We start from the raw sequence: 18255 nt of genomic DNA, 5'->3' as shown, positions 1-18255 counted from the left end.
CAAGCTGGCTTAAAGGTTGACCGCTATTGACGGTACAAAATTGCCTGCGAATACCACTGGCCTGGAACCATGGTGTCATCAATCATAATGATGACGTAGTAATCCGCCTTAGCCGCCTCTGCTTTGACCTTCAGCGCAGCCTCTACATCCATCGGCGAGCCGTACATTAATACGCTCACCGTCCCCATCTTCTGCAGACCCGTCGTCTGGTTACGCTGGATCTCTTGTGGATGGTTGGTTGCTGGCGGCGGCGCCTTTGGCGTCCCCTGTAGGGCGCTACAGCCGGTTAAAGCGATTGCCAGTAACCACGGTGTAAACCTACGCATAACCATATCTCGTTTCCTGTTAGCCATAGTGTAGTGGTAGCCTGAATGTCATTGCCGGGGAATGTTCCCAAATTGTTATCCCGTACGCGATTTTCGAATGAAAATATCGTGAAAGCGTAATCTGGTTCTCAAGATTATGAATCATGTGCGAACGCGTGGCTTGAGTACTAACATAACATCACTTTAGAGAAAGGAGACGGTAAATGATCGCACTAGAAATGCGTAACCTTGCGGGCGGGGAGGTTCTCCATGCGTACCCGCAGGGCGCCGCGGATACTCCGCTTCCCTGCATTGTCTTTTATCATGGCTTTACCTCTTCTAAGCTGGTCTACAGCTATTTCGCCGTTGCGCTTGCAGAGGCGGGGTTTCGGGTGATTATGCCTGATGCTGCGGAACACGGCGCGCGCTACCGGGGAGACGAACAGGGGCGGATGCAGCGCTTCTGGCCGATTCTGACGCACAATTTTGTTGAGTTTCCGGCATTACAGGAGGCGATTCGGGAGCAGGGATGGCTTGCGGACGACAGGCTGGCGGTGGCCGGCGCATCGATGGGTGGAATGACCGCGCTGGGGATTATGACCCATCACCCGGAGCTGAAAAGCGTCGCCTGCCTGATGGGGTCAGGCTATTTCAGTACGCTCTCGCAGACGCTTTTTCCTTCGCCTTCGTGGGAGGCAGGGCAGCTGGCGGAGTGGGACGTCAGCCAGCAGCTGGCGACCCTCGCCAGCCGACCGCTGCTGCTCTGGCACGGCGATGAGGATGATGTGGTACCGCCGGGGGAGACCTTCCGTCTGCAGCAGGCGCTGCAGCAAAACGCACTGGCCGACAACCTAACCTGCATCTGGCAGAAAGGCGTCCGTCACCGCATTACGCCGGAAGCGTTAGCTGCGACGGTGGCTTTTTTTCAACGTCACCTTTAAACGCGAATCACCTGAACGCCCTGATCTTCAAGCTGCTTGAGAATCGCTTCATCCGCCTGTTTACCGGTTATCACCAGGTCGATTTGCCCGGCCTGGCTGAAGAGCATTCCGGCGCGTTCGCCAACTTTGCTGCTGTCGACCAGTACCGCGAGTTTGCCGACGACGTTAAGCATCTTTTGCTCCGCCATCGCCGTCAGCATATCGGTTTTATATAGCCCCTCCGCGGTCAACCCTTTGCCGCTGGTAAACATCCAGTGCCCGGCGTACAGGCTGTTTTCGCTGCCCTGAGGGCTCAGCGTGATGGAGTGGCTGCGGTTATACTGCCCGCCCATAATAATGACGCTGTCGTGTTCCTGATCGATCAGGTAGTTAGCCAGCGGCAAATAGTTGGTGATGATCTGCACCGGTTTACCGCACAGTTCTTGCCCAAGCAGGAATGCGGTAGAGCCGCAGTTTATGACGATGCTTTCGCCCGGGTTCACCAGCTGCGAAGCCGCGCGCGCAATCCGTACCTTCTCATCGTGGTTTTGCGCCTGGTGAATATTCATTGGCGACCAGCGCGGGCGCTGCTCGCTGACGGCTTCTGCGCCGTTGCGGACTTTTTTCAGCTTGCCGCTTTCGTCGAGTTTGTTGATATCGCGTCGTGCCGTCGCCGGAGAAATTCCCAGCCGGGAAATCACCTGCTCCACGGTGACAAATCCCGTTTGTGCCAGCAAATCCAGTAAAATTTGATGTCTTTGCGCTTCCGTCATGAGCAAATCCGATTAAAAGTGATAAGCAAAGATGATATTTGAAATCAGGTGAAAATACTAATGCTGACGGGGATAATTTCCGGCGGGCGGTCCCGCCGGAGAAGCCTTACAGGAAAGACTTAAAGGGCAGGTCCGGCTCCATGGTGAAGCAATCGTCGAATCCGCGCGGATAGTGGTATTCGAAGTTATCTTTATCCAGCGGCCAGGTGAATTTCCCACCCACCTGCCAGATGAAAGGCTTAAAGCCATACTTCAGACGGTCTTTTTTCATCTCCCACAGAACGCGGATTTCCTGCGGATCGGCCTGGAAGTTTGACCAGATATCGTGATGGAACGGGATGACCACTTTGGCATTCAGCGATTCGGCCATGCGCAGGATATCGGCGCTGGTCATTTTGTCGGTGATACCGCGCGGGTTCTCGCCATAGGAACCGAGAGCCACGTCGATCTGGTGTTCGTTACCGTGCTTCGCGTAATAGTTGGAGTAGTGGGAATCGCCGCTATGGTACAGGTTGCCCCCCGGCGTTTTGAACAGGTAGTTCACCGCGCGCTGATCCATTCCGTCCGGCAGTACGCCTGCCGCTTTTTGATCCGCGGGTAAGGTAATCAGAGCCGTACGGTCAAAAGCGTCGAGCGCATGAATTTCAACATCTTTTATTTTGACCACATCGCCCGGCTTCATCACGATGCAGCGCTCTTTCGGTACGCCCCAGCCAATCCACAGATCGACGCAGGTTTGCGGGCCGATAAACGGCACGTCATCGGCGCAGTTCTGCATAACCGCGGCGGCCACGTTCACATCAATGTGATCGTTATGATCGTGGGTAGACAGCACGGCGTCGATCTGGCGAATAGCGAACGGATCGAGAACAAACGGGGTGGTGCGCAGGTTGGGCTGGAGCTTCTTCACGCCGGCCATACGCTGCATCTGGTGGCCGGTTTTCATCAGCGGATTCCCGTGGCTTTGCTTGCCGGTACCGCACCAGAAATCGACGCAGATATTGGCTCCGCCTTCGGATTTCAGCCAGATGCCCGTACAACCCAACCACCACATCGCAAAGGTGCCCGGCGCAACCTGCTCTTGTTCAATTTCTTCATTCAGCCAGCTACCCCATTCCGGAAAAGTGTTCAGGATCCATGATTCGCGGGTGATGGTTTGCACTTTACTCATTTGTTTTTCCCTCACATATTATCAAAAGTAATCACGATGTGATTTGTTTTGACGAATACTGGCATCGTTTGTTCAGGATTGCAATCCTGAATTTCGCCCTTCATGAAAGGAATAGTGGGGGTTAAAAAGAAGCGGAGGCATACTTCATGATATGCGTGTTATTTTATTTAATTGATTTACATATACTATTTTTCAGGTTATGAAAATGAGAATTAATACCATGACGGATTGTGTGATTATTTGCGGCGTGCGTCACATTTAATCAAATATAATCTTGTTGTGATTATTTTTGATTATTAGAGTGATCGCAACAACCAACCTGGGCGTAGCGTGCGTTCAGAGCGTCCACCTTCTGGAGTGTGTTATGGAGATTCTCTACCACATCTTTACCGTGTTCTTTAACCAGGTTATGACCAACGCCCCGCTGCTGCTGGGTATTGTGACCTGCCTGGGTTATATCCTGCTGCGCAAAAGCGCCAGCGTTATCGTTAAAGGAACAATTAAAACCATTATCGGTTTTATGCTGCTGCAGGCCGGCTCCGGCATTCTGACCAGCACGTTTAAACCGGTGGTGGCGAAAATGTCTGAGGTTTACGGCATCAACGGCGCTATTTCTGATACCTACGCCTCCATGATGGCGACCATTGAGCGGATGGGCGATGCCTACAGCTGGGTGGGCTATGCCGTGCTGTTAGCCCTGGCGCTGAATATTTGTTATGTCCTGCTGCGGCGTATTACCGGTATTCGTACCATCATGCTGACCGGGCACATCATGTTCCAGCAGGCGGGGCTGATTGCCGTCTTTTTTTATATCTTCGGCTACCCGATGTGGACGACGATTATCTGCACGGCGGTGCTGGTGTCGCTCTATTGGGGCATTACCTCGAACATGATGTATAAGCCGACCCAGGAAGTGACCGACGGCTGCGGCTTCTCCATCGGACACCAGCAGCAGTTCGCTTCATGGATTGCTTACAAGGTCGCCCCGTATCTGGGTAAAAAAGAGGAGAGCGTTGAGGATCTCAAGCTGCCGGGCTGGCTGAACATCTTTCACGACAACATCGTCTCCACGGCCATCGTGATGACCATTTTCTTCGGCGCGATTTTGCTCTCCTTCGGCATCGACACCGTACAGGCGATGGCGGGTAAAACCCACTGGACGATCTATATCCTGCAAACCGGCTTCTCGTTCGCCGTCGCTATTTTCATTATCACCCAGGGCGTGCGCATGTTCGTCGCCGAACTTTCTGAAGCGTTCAACGGCATTTCCCAGCGCCTGATTCCCGGTGCCGTGCTGGCGATTGACTGCGCCGCGATTTATAGCTTTGCGCCAAACGCCGTCGTCTGGGGGTTTATGTGGGGCACCATCGGCCAACTGATCGCCGTCGGTATTCTGGTCGGCTTCGGCTCTTCCATTCTGATTATTCCGGGCTTTATCCCAATGTTCTTCTCTAACGCCACCATCGGCGTGTTTGCTAACCACTTTGGCGGCTGGCGCGCGGCGCTCAAAATTTGTCTGGTAATGGGGATGATCGAAATTTTTGGCTGCGTCTGGGCGGTGAAGCTGACCGGTATGAGCGCCTGGATGGGTATGGCGGACTGGTCAATTCTGGCGCCGCCGATGATGCAGGGCTTCGCCTCCATCGGTATCGCGTTTATGGCCGTCATCATCATTATCGCACTGGCTTATATGTTCTTCGCAGGGCGCACGCTGCGTGCTGAAGAGGACGCGGAAAAACAACTGGCAGATGCTTCTGCTCAATAAGGAGTTTTGACTATGACCGTACGTATTCTGGCTGTATGTGGCAACGGGCAAGGAAGTTCCATGATCATGAAGATGAAGGTGGACCAGTTTTTGACCCAGTCAAATATCGATCACACGGTGAACAGCTGCGCGGTGGGTGAATACAAAAGTGAACTAAACGGCGCGGACATCATCATCGCCTCCACCCATATCGCCGGTGAGATTAGCGTCTCCGGCAACAAATATGTGGTTGGCGTGCGCAACATGCTCTCGCCTGCGGATTTTGGCCCAAAACTGCTGGAAGTGATCAAAGCGCACTTCCCGCAGGATGTGAAGTAAGGAGACCAAATGAAATTACGCGATTCGCTGGTGGAGAATAACTCCATCCTTCTCCAGGCCGACGCCAGTACCTGGCAGGAAGCCGTCAAGCTGAGCGTTGATTTACTGGTGAAGGCGGATGTCGTTGAGCCGCGCTACTACCAGGCCATTCTCGATGGCGTAGCCCAGCATGGCCCCTATTTTGTGATTGCTCCCGGTCTGGCGATGCCGCACGGCCGCCCGGAAGAGGGGGTTAAGAAAACCGGCTTTGCGCTGGTCACGCTGAAAACGCCGCTGGTTTTTAATCACGAGGATAACGACCCGGTCGATATTCTGATCACCATGGCGGCCGTGGATGCCAATACCCATCAGGAAGTCGGCATCATGCAGATCGTCAACCTGTTTGAAGATGAAGCCAATTTTGACCGTTTACGCGCCTGCCGCACCGCGCAGGAAGTGCTGGAATTAATTGATAACGCCACGGCGGCGGCCGTTTAAAAGGAACACTACAATGTCATTACCTATGTTGCAGGTTGCGCTCGATAATCAATCCATGTCTTCCGCGTATGAAACGACGCGCCTGATAGCCGATGAAGTGGACATTATTGAAGTCGGCACCATTCTTTGTGTGGCTGAAGGCGTACGCGCCGTTCGCGACCTGAAGGCGCTCTATCCCAATAAAATCGTGCTGGCGGACGCCAAAATCGCCGATGCCGGTAAAATTCTCTCCCGCATGTGCTTTGAAGCCAACGCCGATTGGGTCACCGTGATCTGCTGCGCGGACATCAACACCACCAAAGGCGCGCTGGACGTCGCGAAAGAGTTCAACGGCGACGTCCAGATCGAACTGACCGGCTACTGGACCTGGGAGCAGGCGCAGGAGTGGCGCGAAGCGGGTATTCAGCAGGTGGTTTATCACCGTAGCCGCGATGCCCAGGCGGCCGGTGTGGCGTGGGGAGAGGCGGATATCAGCGCGATCAAACGCTTGTCCGAAATGGGCTTTAAAGTCACCGTCACCGGCGGCCTGGCGCTGGAAGATTTACCGCTGTTTAAAGGTATTCCCATTCACGTCTTTATCGCCGGTCGCAGCATTCGCGACGCCGCTTCTCCGGTAGAGGCCGCCCGGCAGTTTAAACGTTCTATCGCCCAGCTGTGGGGCTAAGGAGCGGTCATGCTGTCAAAACAAATTCCGCTCGGTATCTATGAAAAAGCGCTCCCCGCGGGGGAGTGCTGGCAGGAACGCCTACGGCTGGCGAAAGAGCTCGGCTTTGATTTCGTCGAAATGTCGGTCGATGAAACTGACGCCCGTCTGGCGCGGCTCGACTGGAGTCGGGAGCAGCGCCTTGCGCTGGTCAACGCGATTGCTGAAACCGGGGTGCGGGTACCCTCTATGTGCCTGAGCGCCCATCGCCGCTTTCCGCTCGGTAGCGAAGACGACGCGGTTCGGGCGCAGGGCCTGGAGATTATGCGCAAAGCAATTCGGCTGGCGCAGGATGTGGGTATTCGCGTTATCCAACTGGCGGGTTACGACGTTTACTACCAGCAAGCCAATAACGAGACGCGCCGTCGTTTCCGCGACGGGCTAAAAGAGAGCGTCGAAATGGCGAGCCGCGCGCAGGTGACGCTGGCGATGGAAATCATGGACTACCCGCTGATGAACTCGATCAGCAAGGCGTTGGGCTATGCCCACTATCTCAATAATCCGTGGTTCCAGCTTTACCCTGATATCGGCAATCTGTCGGCATGGGATAACGACGTACAGATGGAATTGCAGGCCGGGATCGGGCATATCGTTGCCGTACATGTGAAGGATACTAAACCGGGCGTATTCAAGAACGTGCCGTTTGGCGAAGGCGTTGTCGATTTCGAGCGCTGCTTTGAAACGCTCAGGCAGAGCGGCTATTGCGGCCCGTATCTGATTGAAATGTGGAGCGAAACGACCGACGATCCGGCCGCTGAAGTTGCGAAAGCGCGCGATTGGGTGAAGGCGCGGATGGCCAGCGCCGGTCTGGTGGAGGCGGCATAATGCAAACGTTAAAACAGCAGGTCTTTGACGCTAATATGGATTTGCCGCGTTACGGACTGGTCACTTTTACCTGGGGTAACGTCAGCGCCATCGACCGTGAACGTGGGCTGGTGGCGATTAAGCCCAGCGGCGTCGCCTATGAGACCATGAAAGCGGACGATATGGTGGTAGTCGATCTCGAGGGTAAGGTGGTGGAGGGGCGCTATCGTCCTTCTTCCGATACCGCCACGCACCTGGCGCTGTATCGTCGCTATCCGAGCCTCGGCGGCGTGGTGCATACCCACTCGACGCACGCGACGGCCTGGGCGCAGGCGGGCCTGGCCATTCCCGCGCTGGGGACGACCCACGCGGACTACTTCTTTGGTGATATTCCCTGCACCCGGGCGTTAAGCGCGCAGGAAGTGGCTGAGGCTTATGAGCTGAACACCGGCCGCGTAATTATTGAAACGCTGGGCGACGTTGAGCCGCTGCATACGCCGGGCATCGTGGTCTATCAGCACGGGCCTTTTGCCTGGGGCAAAGATGCGCACGATGCGGTGCATAACGCGGTGGTGATGGAAGAAGTGGCGCGGATGGCGTGGATTGCTCGCGGGATCAACCCGCAGCTGAAGCCCATCGATAGCTGGCTGATGGACAAGCACTTTATGCGTAAGCACGGGCCAGATGCCTATTACGGGCAAAAGTGAAAGACGTGCTCCGGAGCATTCATCTTTATGATGAATCAACCGGTCTGCTCCGGAGCCATTTTTAGTTTTGCTGATAAGCCGACGGCATACAGCGCATACCGATCAGCGTCAGCACGCAGATTACCGCGCCGGCGTAAAACGTCGAGGCGGCACCGAATACCTCCCACAGCACGCCCGCACCTGCGCTGGCCAGCAGCAGCGCAACGCCGCTCATCAGGTTGAACATCCCGAACGCCGTTCCGCGCAGCTCCGGTGGGGCGGTGTGCGCCACCATCGCCGCCAGCAGTCCCTGCGTCATCCCCATATGAATGCCCCATAGCGCCACGCCGGCTAAAAGCGTGCTCCAGTGGCTGCTCAAGGCCAGCACGATATCGGCGGCGATCAGCACCAGCAGACCCCACTGCAGCATTTTGCTGTGGCTCATGCTGTCCGATAGTTTACCGAACGGATAGGCGGTCAGGCTGTACACCAGGTTCATCGCGACCATCACCAGCGGAATCGCGAACAGCGGGATCGCCATCTGCTGGGCGCGCAGCACCAGAAACGCTTCGCTGAAGCGGGCGAGGGTAAAAATCGAGCCGATAACCACAACCCACCAGTAGGCGGCTGAAAGCTTTTTTAGGTTCTCGCGGCGCAGGGGATTGGTCCGTTTCCGGGTGATCGGCGTTTTTGGCTCTTTTAGCCCAAAGCCTAATAAAGCGATGGAGAGCGCGGCAGGAATGACCGCGACCCAGAAAATAGACTGGAAGTCGTTATCCCAGAGAAACATCAGCGCGACGGCAAGCAGCGGTCCCAGAAAAGCGCCGATAGTGTCCAGCGCCTGGCGCAGCCCGTAGGCGGCGCCGCGGATTTCCGGCGGAGTGACGTCGGCGACCAGCGCATCCCTCGGCGCACCGCGTATCCCTTTGCCCACGCGGTCGATCATTCGCGCGCTGAACACCACGCCGGAGGTTGGCGCGATGGCGAAAAGAGGTTTGCTTAGCGCCCCCAGGCCATAGCCGAGCAGCGCAAGGCCTTTGCGTTTGCCGACATAATCGCTGATGACGCCAGAGAAAACCTTCAGCATCAGCGCGGTAGCTTCAGCAACGCCTTCGATAATGCCGATAATAATCACGCTGGCCCCCAGCGTGGTGGCCATAAATAGAGGAAGAAGGCTGTGGATCATCTCTGACGAAACATCCATCAGCAGGCTAACGCCGCCAAGAACCCAAACCCCTTTCGGGATACGGCTTAGCGTGGCAAAACGCGGAACCATGAATCACTCCGGATAATCATGTGGTTAAAGAGAGATTAAATCAGGTTACGTTCCTGCTGATAAGGCACGAAGAAAAATAATTCTCAATTGCATTAAGACTTCGCCCTGACTATCGGGCGAAGTCAAAAAACAGGCAAATTAACGGTAAATGGCCGCACTGGCGTGAATCGGACCGTCGCTTCCCGGTTCATGAATGAGGATCGGCTGGAAGTATTTCGCTCCCTGAGCATCGCTCTGCTGGCTAAGCGCCTGGTCGGCTTCCTGCTCGGTGGCGATGTTGTGGTTGATATAGATAACGCCGAGGCTCTGCACATCGTCCATGTTGCGGGCCTGGCGGGCATCGATTTTAATAGCAGCCAGCGCGTTGGCGCTCAACAAAAGCGCTGCCATCATGGTTATGAGGATGTATTTCATCATCTACGCTCCTTATGACAGTCCTGACGTTAACCCGCTTCCCTGGGGTATGGATTGCTTCTAATCTAAGTGTAATCGCTGCCTCGCTGGCGTATCGCGACCATTTCTGATGCAGTTGTTCAAAAAATTGTCGCTTCCGCCGTTGATTAATTTTAAATCACTGGCTTAAGGCCACTTCGCGCTTAGTGCGAATTATTTGCACAATTCACTTGTCTTAAAACCCGCTCGCCCGTATTATGACGCGTCAATTTTTCAGCCGCCCTTTAACACGTTCCTTGCCTCCATGGGCCGCGGCTGACCCAGACAGGAGGCTGAATAATCCGTAAGGAGCAATTCGATGCGTCATTACGAAATCGTTTTTATGGTCCATCCTGACCAGAGCGAACAGGTTCCGGGCATGATCGAACGTTACACTGGTGCAATCACTGCAGCAGAAGGTACGATCCACCGTCTGGAAGACTGGGGCCGCCGTCAGCTGGCTTATCCGATCAACAAACTGCACAAAGCTCACTACGTTCTGCTGAACGTTGAAGCGCCGCAGGAAGCGATCGATGAGCTGGAAACTAACTTCCGCTTCAACGACGCCGTTATCCGCAGCATGGTAATGCGTACTAAGCACGCTGTTACCGAAGCATCTCCGATGGTTAAAGCGAAAGACGAGCGCCGCGAGCGTCGCGAAGATTTCGCCAACGAAACCGCAGATGATTCTGAAGCTGGGGATTCTGAAGAGTAATCCTGATGACCAACCGTCTGGAACTGTCCGGCATTGTATGCAGGACTCCACTTCGTAAGGTCAGCCCGTCAGGAATTCCACACTGCCAGTTCGTGCTTGAGCATCGTTCAGTGCAGGAGGAAGCCGGTTTTCACCGGCAGGCATGGTGCCAAATGCCCGTGATAATCAGCGGACACGAGAACCAGGCCATTACTCACAGTATAACGGTCGGTAGCGCAGTAATCGTTCGAGGGTTCATCTCTTGCCACAAGGCAAAGAACGGCTTGAGCAAAATGGTTCTGCATGCCGAGCAGATTGAATTGATAGATTCTGGAGACTAGCCATATGGCACGTTATTTCCGTCGTCGCAAGTTCTGCCGTTTCACCGCGGAAGGCGTTCAAGAGATCGACTATAAAGATATCGCTACGCTGAAAAACTACATCACCGAAAGCGGTAAGATTGTCCCGAGCCGTATCACCGGTACCCGTGCAAAATATCAGCGTCAGCTGGCACGCGCTATCAAACGCGCTCGCTACCTGTCCCTGCTGCCGTACACTGATCGTCATCAGTAATCGGTCACGGTCCATTAATACGACTTTGAGAGGATAAGGTAATGCAAGTTATTCTGCTTGATAAAGTAGCAAACCTGGGTAGCCTGGGTGATCAGGTTAACGTTAAAGCGGGCTATGCTCGTAACTTCCTGGTACCACAGGGTAAAGCTGTTCCTGCTACCAAGAAAAACGTTGAGTTCTTCGAAGCACGCCGTGCTGAACTGGAAGCCAAACTGGCAGAAGTTCTGGGCGCTGCTAACGCACGTGCTGAAGCAATCAACGCACTGGGCACCGTTACCATCGCGTCTAAATCTGGCGACGAAGGTAAACTGTTCGGTTCCATCGGTACTCGCGACATCGCTGACGCTGTAACTGCAGCTGGCGTTGCCGTTGCTAAGAGCGAAGTTCGTCTGCCGAACGGCGTTCTGCGCACCACCGGTGAGCACGAAGTGGACTTCCAGGTTCACAGCGAAGTTTTCGCTAAACTGGTTGTTAACGTTGTAGCTGAGTAATTTATTACTCAACTCACGTCGAGACGCCGGCCTTGTGCCGGCGTTTTGCTTTTCTGTCTTTGCTGAATCTTTTCCTGGTATGGTGGCTATTCTTAGCAACTTTCTGGATAATAAAATAAAACACTATTTTATTTCTGGTGAAGTGAATGGACGCACCCTCGATTTTTACCCGCAAGAAAGTGGCTTATGCCTGCGCAACCCTCTGCTGCCTGCTGTGGGGAAGCTCCTACCCGGCGATTAAAAGCGGCTATGAACTATTTCAGATTGCCACTGATGATGTGCCGTCTAAAATCGTCTTCGCTGGCTATCGCTTCCTGTTTGCCGGAGCGCTACTGCTGCTCTTCGCGCTGGCGCAGCGTAAGCCGATCGCCCGCTTAAATTCCCGTCAGTGCGGCCAACTGGCGATACTGGGCGTCACGCAAACGTCCATCCAGTACATTTTCTTCTACGTTGGCCTGGCGTTTACCACCGGCGTGAAGGGCTCGATTATGAACGCCACCGGCACCTTCTTCAGCGTCCTGCTGGCGCACTTTATCTATCAGAATGACAGGCTGAGCTACAACAAAGCCGTCGGCTGCATTCTCGGTTTTGCCGGCGTGATGCTGGTGAACGTTAATCATTCATTGAGCGATTTTAGCTTTGTCTGGCAGGGCGACGGTTTTGTGGTGCTGGCGGCTTTTATCCTGTCGGCGGCGACGCTGTACGGTAAGCGCATTTCGCAGACGGTTGACCCGACGGTGATGACCGGCTGGCAGCTGGCGTTTGGCGGCCTGGTGCTGGTTGGCGGCGGTTATCTGACCGGCGGAACCCTGGCGGTCCACAGCGCCGCTGCTGCGCTGGTGCTGGCTTATTTGACCCTGCTCTCTTCCATCGCTTTTGCGCTATGGAGCGTGCTGCTTAAGCATAACCGCGTGAGTATGATTGCGCCGTTCAACTTTGTGGTCCCGGTTGCCGGCACCGTGCTGTCGGCCATCTTCCTCGGCGAGAATATTCTTGAGCTGAAATATGCGGTTGCGCTGGTGCTGGTGTGCGCCGGGATCTGGTGGGTAAATAAAGTGGGTCAACATCGTTAACTGCCTGATGACGCTACGCTGCTCAGGCCTGCATGGGTTTGCAGGCCTATGATTAAGAATGGTTATGCCGGCTGTATCTGTTTCGCGACGACGCGCTGCGGATCAACAATGGTCAGCCAAATAATCGCTGCTGCGATAAGATCAAGAATGCTCAGCGCAATAAAGAATGGCGTATAGCCAATCTGATGCACCAGCAGTCCCATTACCAGGGTGAACAGCAACTGGCCCATCCATGCTGCAGAACCCGCCATGCCGCTCACGGTGGCGACCTGGTTCTTTTTGAACAGATCCGAGGCTAACGTCATTGCCATGGTTGACAGCATCTGGTGCGCAAAGCCGCCAAGGCTGATCAGTGCAATCGCGAAGTAGACGTTTTCGACAAATCCCACGGCTGACAACGAGGTCATAAGCAGCGCGCCGATAGTGAACCCGATGCGCCTGGAGTTGACAGTGGTAATGTGGAACTTGGTGATCAACACATTCGAGAGCACGCCACCCGCCACGCAGCCAATATCCGCCGCGAGAAAGGGGAGCCAGGCAAACATAGCAATCTCTTTTAGCGGCAGATCGCGAACCTGAATTAAATACAATGGCAGCCAGAAGCTTAACGTTCCCCAGACCGGATCGGACAAAAAACGCGTCATCGCGATGCCCCAGAAATTACGCTGCTTCAGCAGGGAGAGTAATGAAGGGCGCTTATCGCCGTCAGACTGCAGAGCTTTCTCCTGTCCTGAGAAAATATACTCTTTTTCTTCATCTGAGACCCATTGATGTTTTTCCGGCGAGCGATATAAAAATAACCACATAAAAGCAAATATAATCCCCAGCCCCCCGCTAATAATAAAAGCGAACTGCCAGTGCCAGGAAATAATCGCCCAGACGACGATCGGCGGTGCCAGCATGGCACCGACGGACGTTCCGATATTAAACAGACCACCTGCCACGCCCCGCTCTTTTGACGGGAACCATTCCGATGCGGTTTTAATACCTGCAGGGATCGCGGCGGCTTCGCTCAGGCCAAGCAGGCCGCGGAAGCAGGCCAGCGACTGCCAGTTAAACGCCAGAGCATGGGCCATATTGGCGAAGGACCATGCCAGTGCGAAGATAAAAAAGCCAATCCGTAAACCGATGGAATCCAGAATATAGCCGCAGAAAGACTGGGCAACGGTATAAGCCATTTGAAAGGACATAATGACCCACGAATATTGCTGTTCAGTAATATGCAGTTCGGTAAATAAGGTTGAGGCGGCAACGCTTAATGAGCTGCGCGCCAGATAGTTAATGGCTGTGCCCAGCGCCACCAGGCCGATAATCCACCATCGTAGTCCTTTAATTTTCATTGTGATCACCTTAACGGGTTTATAGGGTACAAAGAGAAGGTTTAATGAGTTACACCGCTAGCGATAAATATTGCCGTTGAGAAAATCAGGCCAGTTCTTTTCAAAATAATGATCTTTACTATCGGCTAAGCTTCTCAGGGCTTTTTGCCGAACAATAAATTTGGCCTGCTGATAATGAATCGTCAGCTTTTTCTCTTTGTCTGACGCCTGCTCCGGTCGAAAACGCCATAGCTGCGCGGGCCCGTTACGGGTTAACGGCAGACAATCGCCTTCGGGGTCAAGGATGATCCTGGCACCCCGGCTGCCGCCGCCTGCGGAGATATAGTCGTCCAGCATTGTCAGCACCGCCGCCGATATCAGTGCCATTTGACGCCACATAAACAGTTCGGGGATTTCTGCCAGATGGCGGATCGATAGGGCATTTTTCGCCACCGCGGCAGCCAACAGGCGGGCCTCCTGTGCGGCCTGCCTGACGGCATCGACATGGCAGATAAATCCGCCGTGGTCAGACATGCGTGTCTGGATCTCTTCCTTGACGCTTTGCAGGGAGCGGCCTGACTCATTGCGCTGCGCTCGCAGAATGACGTCATTTACCTCCGCCAGCGGCTGAGCAGCCAGTTCAGGCACGTCATCGACCGCGTTGCGCCTGCCTGCATGTGCGATATAGCGCGCCAGACGCATGGCAAAGACCTGTCCGGCATTCAGCGCCGCGCCGCCTGGGCGGGTAACTCCGTGGGTTCCGGCGATTTCACCTACCGCAAAACAGCCGGGCAGAGAGGTTTGACCCCAGATATCGACCTCAATACCACCATTCATATGCTGATTGTTCATGGCGAACTGCAGCGGTGTTTGCGTCAAATCGTGGCCGTGCATTTTATACAGGGCGATCGATAGCGGATTCATTCGCTGCAGGCGTTCAATGGGTAGCGCTGCCAGCGCATCGTTGTTTTCCAGATAAGCCCGCACATCGTCGTCTAGCCGTTGCAGCGAGAAGGGAAGATCGCCTGGTACCGCTTCTGGATTGCGATTGAAGTCCATATAGACTTTGCGCCCCAGCTGCTGCTCATGCGCCACAGCCATATCCAGCAGGCTAGAGCCGAAATCCATCACCCTTGTAGCATGGAACGGCCACTGATACCCCTTACGAAAGATGTTTGAGGCTAGTTCCTGAGTGGTGCGGTAGTAGTCAGCGAGAAAATTATGCTCTTTGCCGCCGCTATCGACAGAATAAATATAGGGAATCACCTGCACGTAGGTGCCGGATAAATTCCACGGAAAGGCGCTGCGCGGCGTGCCGATACCGAACTGGCTTTCGGTCAGATTGGTGAGCGTGATTCCCTCTTCCAACGCCAGCCCGAGTGAGCCAAAGCATTTATTAGGGTAGACGCTGTCGCGGTAGAGCTCTCCGGGGCCGCCGGTCGCCAGGACGACATTGGGAGCGACTACCAGCGCCAGTCCCCACGGGTTATGGGCGCGAGACCCCGTCGCCAGAATTGCCCCCGCCATATGTTCCGTTCCTGATTCATCGCACTGGCGTAATAGTTTGATAACTGTCGCACCGCTCAACAGTGGGATATTGAGCCGCTGAACCTCTTCCAGCAAAACCTTTACCATCAGACGCGAGGTGCGCGGGCCGCAGGAGGTCGCGCGTCCGGCTTCATCATGGTCGGTTTGATAGCGGAGGATCGCCCCATAGCGGTCCTCCGGCAGTTCAAGCCCAAGAAATTGCAACCCACCCAAAGTATGCAGCGAACCTACTGCTTCCACATAGGCAGTGTCGTAGTCCATGGCACCGCCGCTGGCCAGCGCGTCAGCCAGTTTAAGAAAGCTATCGCCATTGCCTGCTGTGGCGGCAGTAAACAGTGTCTGTTTATCCGAGCCGGAGCAGGCGGAGGTCCCCATATATAATCCGGCGGTCGCTAATAATACGTTTTGCTGACGGCGCTTGAGTTCAACGGCGGCGCGTAACCCCGCGGCCCCGCTGCCGACGACTAGCGCATCGGCTTTCCAAAGCGGATAGTTGACGTTATCGATCGTCAGAATGGAAGCCGGTTCCGCTTTAGCGAACCCTTTAGGAAAGGAGACGTGAGTCAGGGCATCAAGAATGGCGTCATCGATCTGGCTCATGCGTCCTCCATCGCGCTAAACAGCGCGCTATCCATCAGGCGCGGCTGGTTAATTATCGGGCGGAAGGCCATATAAGGCAGAATATCGCGCTCAACATTAACTCCTGGTGCTATCTCGATTAACTCAACGCCCGCTTCCGTGAGCTGAAATACCGCGCGTTCAGTGACATAAAGCACTTCTTGTCCGCTCTGCCGGGCGTAGCTGGCGCTAAAGGTAATTTTTTCCACTTCCGTCACTAGCTTCGGAATCTGGCCAGATTGCTCTATTTGCAGGCCATCCGGTGTTACGTTGATCTTGCTGCCTTTGGCGTCGAAAGTGCCGCAGAACACCACTTTGCGAGCATTCTGCGCGATTTCCAGAAAACCACCAGGACCGATCAGGTTGCCGTTAAGATGCGACACGTTAACGTTACCGTGCCGGTCCATCTCCCCCATGCCGAGGAAGGTGATGTCGATACCGCCGCCGCTATAGAATTCGAATTGATCCAACGAAGGAATAATTGCATCAGCGTTGCGCGCGCAGCCAAACAGCGCATCGTCCAGCATCATGCCGTTATGCACGCCTTGCTCCACGCTGAGCCATAAACTTTGATAGGGTACGCCTTCACGCAGGGCGATACCGGGAATGCCGCCAGGGATACCAAATCCGAAGTTAGTCGACGCGCCTGCGACCAGTTCACGCGCCGCGCGACGGGCAATCAGGCGGCGCACCGGGTGGCTGACCAGCTCTATTGCATCGCTGGAACAGAGGCGTCGGTGTTGGCCACTGATCGTCAGATCGTAGCCGCCGAGGTAGGTCTGCGGCTGCTCGCGATGCTCCACGATGCCATCGACCAGAATTCCGGGGAGGGTGACGTTGCGTGGCGCGATTGCCCCTGCTTCCAGTACATCGCGCACCTGAACGAAGACCTTGCCGCCGCTATTGTGTGCCGCCAGCGCCATTGAGTAGCTGTCCATATTGATCGCTTCCTCTTCGAGGCTGACGTTGCCGCGCGGATCGGCGTAGGTGCCGCGCACAATGGCGTAATTCACCCTGAATGGCCGGTAACGTAGTTTGGTTTCACCATCGATCTCAATTAGTTCCACCATATCTTCGGTGGTTCGGGCATTCGATTTACCGCCGCCGTGGCGCGGATCGACAAACGAACCCAGCCCGACGTGGGTGATGAGCCCCGGCCGGCCGGAGCCAATTTCACGCAGCAGCGCCTGAATCACGCCGCCGGGAAAGCAGTAAGCTTCGATCTCTTCGTTTTTTACCAGAGCCTGCATTTTTGGCGACCAGGTAAAATGCCCCGCGATAATTCGCTTGAGCATTCCTGCATGGGCGAAACGGTTGCTGCCTTTGCTATCGCGATCGCCAATTCCCAGCGAGTGGATAAGCGTCAGGTCGCGTGGATGTCCGGTCTCCAGAAAGCGTTTTTCAATGGCCGCCAGTAAATAATCAGCTTCAACCATACCGCCGCCGTTGCCGCTGATAGCAATCGTGGCGCCATCTTCAATGAGCGCGGCGACGACGTCGGCTGAGGTCACTTTATTCATTCTCTTTTCCTTACTTATTCTGGAAACTTACCGGGCTTTTGTTAGCAAAAGCCTGCGTCGCCTGCTGGCAATCCTGGGTGGCTGACATCAAGCCGGCCAGCAGCTGATGCGAGTAGTCGGCATGCTTATTTTCCAGCGCCAGAATGAGCTGTTTAATATGCGCCAGGGCGACCGGGCCGCACTTTTGCAGAGCGCAAAGCTGATTCATCAGCCAGCCATCCGCGTCATCTTTTTCCACGACCTTGTTAATCAGTCCAGCGGATTGCGCTTCCTGGGCGCTCAGGCGCTGGCCCAGCATCAGCATCTGGCGGCCAACAACCGGGCCAACCTGATTGAGAACCCGCTCGATGCCCAGCCAGCCGGGCACCATGCCGAGCGTGACTTCCGGGGTGGAGAATTTTGCTGTCGGCCGGGCGATGCGGATATCGCAGCTCAGCGCCAGTTCAATGCCGCCGCCGATGGTGTGACCGTTAATATTCGCCACGGTAAGCTGGGGTAAATTGCGCAGGCGTGAGAAGACCTCATTGCCGCGCTTAATCCATTTCCGCCCCATATCCAGCGGTGAATAAGCAGACCAGGATTTAATATCGCCACCCGCGCAGAAAAACTTATCTCCCGTGGCGGTTAATTCCACCAGGCGCAGCGTGGCGTCATTTTCAATTTCGTTTAAATAGCGATCGAGTAATTCGATCATTTCTTCGTTAATCGCGTGGCATTTATCTTCGCGATTCAGCGTCAGGCGACAGGAGGCCGCCGCTCTGCTGAACAGAACGGGTTGTTCATTCATGT

Annotated in this window: 21 protein-coding genes; 12 read left to right on the top strand and 9 right to left on the bottom strand. The window is 54.8% G+C overall.

Translation table 11 applies throughout. The features are described from left to right. Window positions 1-23: 23 nt before the first annotated feature. Window positions 24-332 (bottom strand): biofilm peroxide resistance protein BsmA, encoded by a 309-nt coding sequence (gene bsmA, locus ACE3MN_RS24260; RefSeq protein ID WP_024360258.1) that lies wholly within the window; start codon window positions 330-332, stop codon window positions 24-26. Window positions 333-529: 197 nt separating this feature from the next. Here bsmA and yjfP point away from each other — a divergent pair, with 197 nt between their 5' ends. Continuing rightward, window positions 530-1246, top strand: coding sequence for an esterase (gene yjfP / locus ACE3MN_RS24255; protein ID WP_024360259.1), 717 nt, complete (start codon window positions 530-532; stop codon window positions 1244-1246). On the opposite strand, the gene ulaR is transcribed toward yjfP, so the two are convergent. Then, on the bottom strand, window positions 1243-1998 hold the full coding sequence (gene ulaR, locus ACE3MN_RS24250) for an HTH-type transcriptional regulator UlaR (RefSeq protein ID WP_004871087.1): 756 nt from the start codon (window positions 1996-1998) through the stop codon (window positions 1243-1245). The two genes, yjfP and ulaR, sit on opposite strands and share 4 nt — an antisense overlap. Window positions 1999-2104: 106 nt before the next feature. Then, on the bottom strand, window positions 2105-3169 hold the full coding sequence (gene ulaG / locus ACE3MN_RS24245; protein WP_024360260.1) for an L-ascorbate 6-phosphate lactonase: 1065 nt from the start codon (window positions 3167-3169) through the stop codon (window positions 2105-2107). A gap of 364 nt (window positions 3170-3533) precedes the next feature. Here ulaG and ulaA point away from each other — a divergent pair, with 364 nt between their 5' ends. From ulaA to ACE3MN_RS24215, 6 genes are read left to right on the top strand one after another with little or no spacing between them, the layout of a single operon-like run. Then, window positions 3534-4934 (top strand): PTS ascorbate transporter subunit IIC, encoded by a 1401-nt coding sequence (gene ulaA / locus ACE3MN_RS24240; protein WP_004871084.1) that lies wholly within the window; start codon window positions 3534-3536, stop codon window positions 4932-4934. A gap of 12 nt (window positions 4935-4946) precedes the next feature. Continuing rightward, the gene (gene ulaB, locus ACE3MN_RS24235) at window positions 4947-5252 is read left to right on the top strand and encodes a PTS ascorbate transporter subunit IIB (protein ID WP_004109091.1); all 306 of its coding nucleotides are present in this window, start codon (window positions 4947-4949) and stop codon (window positions 5250-5252) included. A 9-nt stretch (window positions 5253-5261) separates the two neighbouring features. Continuing rightward, window positions 5262-5729 (top strand): PTS ascorbate transporter subunit IIA, encoded by a 468-nt coding sequence (ulaC, locus tag ACE3MN_RS24230; RefSeq protein WP_024360261.1) that lies wholly within the window; start codon window positions 5262-5264, stop codon window positions 5727-5729. Window positions 5730-5742: 13 nt separating this feature from the next. Next, complete coding sequence (gene ulaD, locus ACE3MN_RS24225) at window positions 5743-6393, top strand: 3-keto-L-gulonate-6-phosphate decarboxylase UlaD (RefSeq protein ID WP_004128129.1); 651 nt, start codon at window positions 5743-5745, stop codon at window positions 6391-6393. Window positions 6394-6402: 9 nt separating this feature from the next. Beyond that, entirely contained in the window at window positions 6403-7257 is an 855-nt protein-coding gene (gene ulaE, locus ACE3MN_RS24220; RefSeq protein ID WP_024360263.1) for an L-ribulose-5-phosphate 3-epimerase UlaE, read from the top strand. Continuing rightward, window positions 7257-7943, top strand: a complete 687-nt coding sequence (locus ACE3MN_RS24215; RefSeq protein ID WP_024360264.1) for an L-ribulose-5-phosphate 4-epimerase — start codon at window positions 7257-7259, stop codon at window positions 7941-7943. The genes ulaE and ACE3MN_RS24215 overlap by 1 nt, the downstream gene beginning before the upstream one ends. A 61-nt stretch (window positions 7944-8004) precedes the next feature. Here the strand turns inward: ACE3MN_RS24215 and ACE3MN_RS24210 are convergent, their stop codons facing one another. Together ACE3MN_RS24210 and ACE3MN_RS24205 are read right to left on the bottom strand one after the other, a co-directional pair. After that, on the bottom strand, window positions 8005-9198 hold the full coding sequence (locus tag ACE3MN_RS24210; RefSeq protein WP_024360265.1) for an MFS transporter: 1194 nt from the start codon (window positions 9196-9198) through the stop codon (window positions 8005-8007). A gap of 138 nt (window positions 9199-9336) precedes the next feature. Continuing rightward, window positions 9337-9612 carry a DUF1471 domain-containing protein gene (locus ACE3MN_RS24205; protein ID WP_004871080.1) on the bottom strand — a complete coding sequence of 92 codons (276 nt, stop codon included), beginning with the start codon at window positions 9610-9612 and terminating at the stop codon, window positions 9337-9339. A 337-nt stretch (window positions 9613-9949) separates the two neighbouring features. Between ACE3MN_RS24205 and rpsF the strand changes: the two genes are divergently transcribed. The 5 genes from rpsF to ACE3MN_RS24180 all read left to right on the top strand — a co-directional run bounded on the left by rpsF (window position 9950) and on the right by ACE3MN_RS24180 (window position 12461). Beyond that, window positions 9950-10345 (top strand): 30S ribosomal protein S6, encoded by a 396-nt coding sequence (gene rpsF, locus ACE3MN_RS24200; protein WP_004098001.1) that lies wholly within the window; start codon window positions 9950-9952, stop codon window positions 10343-10345. Window positions 10346-10350: 5 nt separating this feature from the next. Next, window positions 10351-10665 (top strand): primosomal replication protein N, encoded by a 315-nt coding sequence (gene priB, locus ACE3MN_RS24195; RefSeq protein WP_004128142.1) that lies wholly within the window; start codon window positions 10351-10353, stop codon window positions 10663-10665. 4 nt (window positions 10666-10669) lie between these two features. Next, window positions 10670-10897 carry a 30S ribosomal protein S18 gene (rpsR, locus tag ACE3MN_RS24190; RefSeq protein WP_000135199.1) on the top strand — a complete coding sequence of 76 codons (228 nt, stop codon included), beginning with the start codon at window positions 10670-10672 and terminating at the stop codon, window positions 10895-10897. A gap of 41 nt (window positions 10898-10938) precedes the next feature. Then, on the top strand, window positions 10939-11388 hold the full coding sequence (rplI, locus tag ACE3MN_RS24185; RefSeq protein ID WP_004098003.1) for a 50S ribosomal protein L9: 450 nt from the start codon (window positions 10939-10941) through the stop codon (window positions 11386-11388). Between the two features lie 146 nt (window positions 11389-11534). Beyond that, window positions 11535-12461, top strand: a complete 927-nt coding sequence (locus tag ACE3MN_RS24180) for a DMT family transporter (RefSeq protein ID WP_102649959.1) — start codon at window positions 11535-11537, stop codon at window positions 12459-12461. Window positions 12462-12523: 62 nt separating this feature from the next. Here ACE3MN_RS24180 and ACE3MN_RS24175 read toward each other — a convergent pair whose 3' ends face one another. From ACE3MN_RS24175 to ACE3MN_RS24160, 4 genes are read right to left on the bottom strand one after another with little or no spacing between them, the layout of a single operon-like run. Then, window positions 12524-13801, bottom strand: a complete 1278-nt coding sequence (locus ACE3MN_RS24175) for an MFS transporter (RefSeq protein ID WP_023329138.1) — start codon at window positions 13799-13801, stop codon at window positions 12524-12526. A gap of 57 nt (window positions 13802-13858) precedes the next feature. Next, window positions 13859-15928: an FAD-binding protein gene (locus tag ACE3MN_RS24170; RefSeq protein WP_102649958.1), complete on the bottom strand. Its 2070-nt coding sequence runs from the start codon at window positions 15926-15928 to the stop codon at window positions 13859-13861. After that, the gene (locus ACE3MN_RS24165; RefSeq protein WP_049132178.1) at window positions 15925-17466 is read right to left on the bottom strand and encodes an acyl CoA:acetate/3-ketoacid CoA transferase; all 1542 of its coding nucleotides are present in this window, start codon (window positions 17464-17466) and stop codon (window positions 15925-15927) included. Before ACE3MN_RS24165 ends, ACE3MN_RS24170 begins: the two co-directional genes overlap by 4 nt. Window positions 17467-17476: 10 nt before the next feature. Next, complete coding sequence (locus tag ACE3MN_RS24160; RefSeq protein ID WP_049132177.1) at window positions 17477-18253, bottom strand: enoyl-CoA hydratase/isomerase family protein; 777 nt, start codon at window positions 18251-18253, stop codon at window positions 17477-17479. Window positions 18254-18255: the final 2 nt, after the last annotated feature.

The sequence above is a fragment of the Klebsiella grimontii genome, from assembly GCF_042137965.1.
GTDB lineage: Bacteria > Pseudomonadota > Gammaproteobacteria > Enterobacterales > Enterobacteriaceae > Klebsiella > Klebsiella grimontii.
This window is presented reverse-complemented; position numbering and strand designations above follow the sequence as displayed.

Excerpts from the sequence above, each read along its gene's own strand:
- ACE3MN_RS24205 (WP_004871080.1), bottom strand. The coding sequence starts at position 9,612 with ATGAAATACATCCTCATAACCATGATGGCAGCGCTTTTGTTGAGCGCC.
- ulaR (WP_004871087.1), bottom strand. The coding sequence starts at position 1,998 with ATGACGGAAGCGCAAAGACATCAAATTTTACTGGATTTGCTGGCACAA.
- ulaB (WP_004109091.1), top strand. The coding sequence starts at position 4,947 with ATGACCGTACGTATTCTGGCTGTATGTGGCAACGGGCAAGGAAGTTCC.
- rpsF (WP_004098001.1), top strand. The coding sequence starts at position 9,950 with ATGCGTCATTACGAAATCGTTTTTATGGTCCATCCTGACCAGAGCGAA.
- ACE3MN_RS24180 (WP_102649959.1), top strand. The coding sequence starts at position 11,535 with ATGGACGCACCCTCGATTTTTACCCGCAAGAAAGTGGCTTATGCCTGC.
- rplI (WP_004098003.1), top strand. The coding sequence starts at position 10,939 with ATGCAAGTTATTCTGCTTGATAAAGTAGCAAACCTGGGTAGCCTGGGT.
- bsmA (WP_024360258.1), bottom strand. The coding sequence starts at position 332 with ATGGTTATGCGTAGGTTTACACCGTGGTTACTGGCAATCGCTTTAACC.
- ACE3MN_RS24215 (WP_024360264.1), top strand. The coding sequence starts at position 7,257 with ATGCAAACGTTAAAACAGCAGGTCTTTGACGCTAATATGGATTTGCCG.
- ulaD (WP_004128129.1), top strand. The coding sequence starts at position 5,743 with ATGTCATTACCTATGTTGCAGGTTGCGCTCGATAATCAATCCATGTCT.
- ACE3MN_RS24210 (WP_024360265.1), bottom strand. The coding sequence starts at position 9,198 with ATGGTTCCGCGTTTTGCCACGCTAAGCCGTATCCCGAAAGGGGTTTGG.
- ulaA (WP_004871084.1), top strand. The coding sequence starts at position 3,534 with ATGGAGATTCTCTACCACATCTTTACCGTGTTCTTTAACCAGGTTATG.
- ulaE (WP_024360263.1), top strand. The coding sequence starts at position 6,403 with ATGCTGTCAAAACAAATTCCGCTCGGTATCTATGAAAAAGCGCTCCCC.
- ACE3MN_RS24160 (WP_049132177.1), bottom strand. The coding sequence starts at position 18,253 with ATGAATGAACAACCCGTTCTGTTCAGCAGAGCGGCGGCCTCCTGTCGC.
- ACE3MN_RS24170 (WP_102649958.1), bottom strand. The coding sequence starts at position 15,928 with ATGAGCCAGATCGATGACGCCATTCTTGATGCCCTGACTCACGTCTCC.
- yjfP (WP_024360259.1), top strand. The coding sequence starts at position 530 with ATGATCGCACTAGAAATGCGTAACCTTGCGGGCGGGGAGGTTCTCCAT.
- ulaC (WP_024360261.1), top strand. The coding sequence starts at position 5,262 with ATGAAATTACGCGATTCGCTGGTGGAGAATAACTCCATCCTTCTCCAG.
- priB (WP_004128142.1), top strand. The coding sequence starts at position 10,351 with ATGACCAACCGTCTGGAACTGTCCGGCATTGTATGCAGGACTCCACTT.
- ACE3MN_RS24175 (WP_023329138.1), bottom strand. The coding sequence starts at position 13,801 with ATGAAAATTAAAGGACTACGATGGTGGATTATCGGCCTGGTGGCGCTG.
- ulaG (WP_024360260.1), bottom strand. The coding sequence starts at position 3,169 with ATGAGTAAAGTGCAAACCATCACCCGCGAATCATGGATCCTGAACACT.
- rpsR (WP_000135199.1), top strand. The coding sequence starts at position 10,670 with ATGGCACGTTATTTCCGTCGTCGCAAGTTCTGCCGTTTCACCGCGGAA.
- ACE3MN_RS24165 (WP_049132178.1), bottom strand. The coding sequence starts at position 17,466 with ATGAATAAAGTGACCTCAGCCGACGTCGTCGCCGCGCTCATTGAAGAT.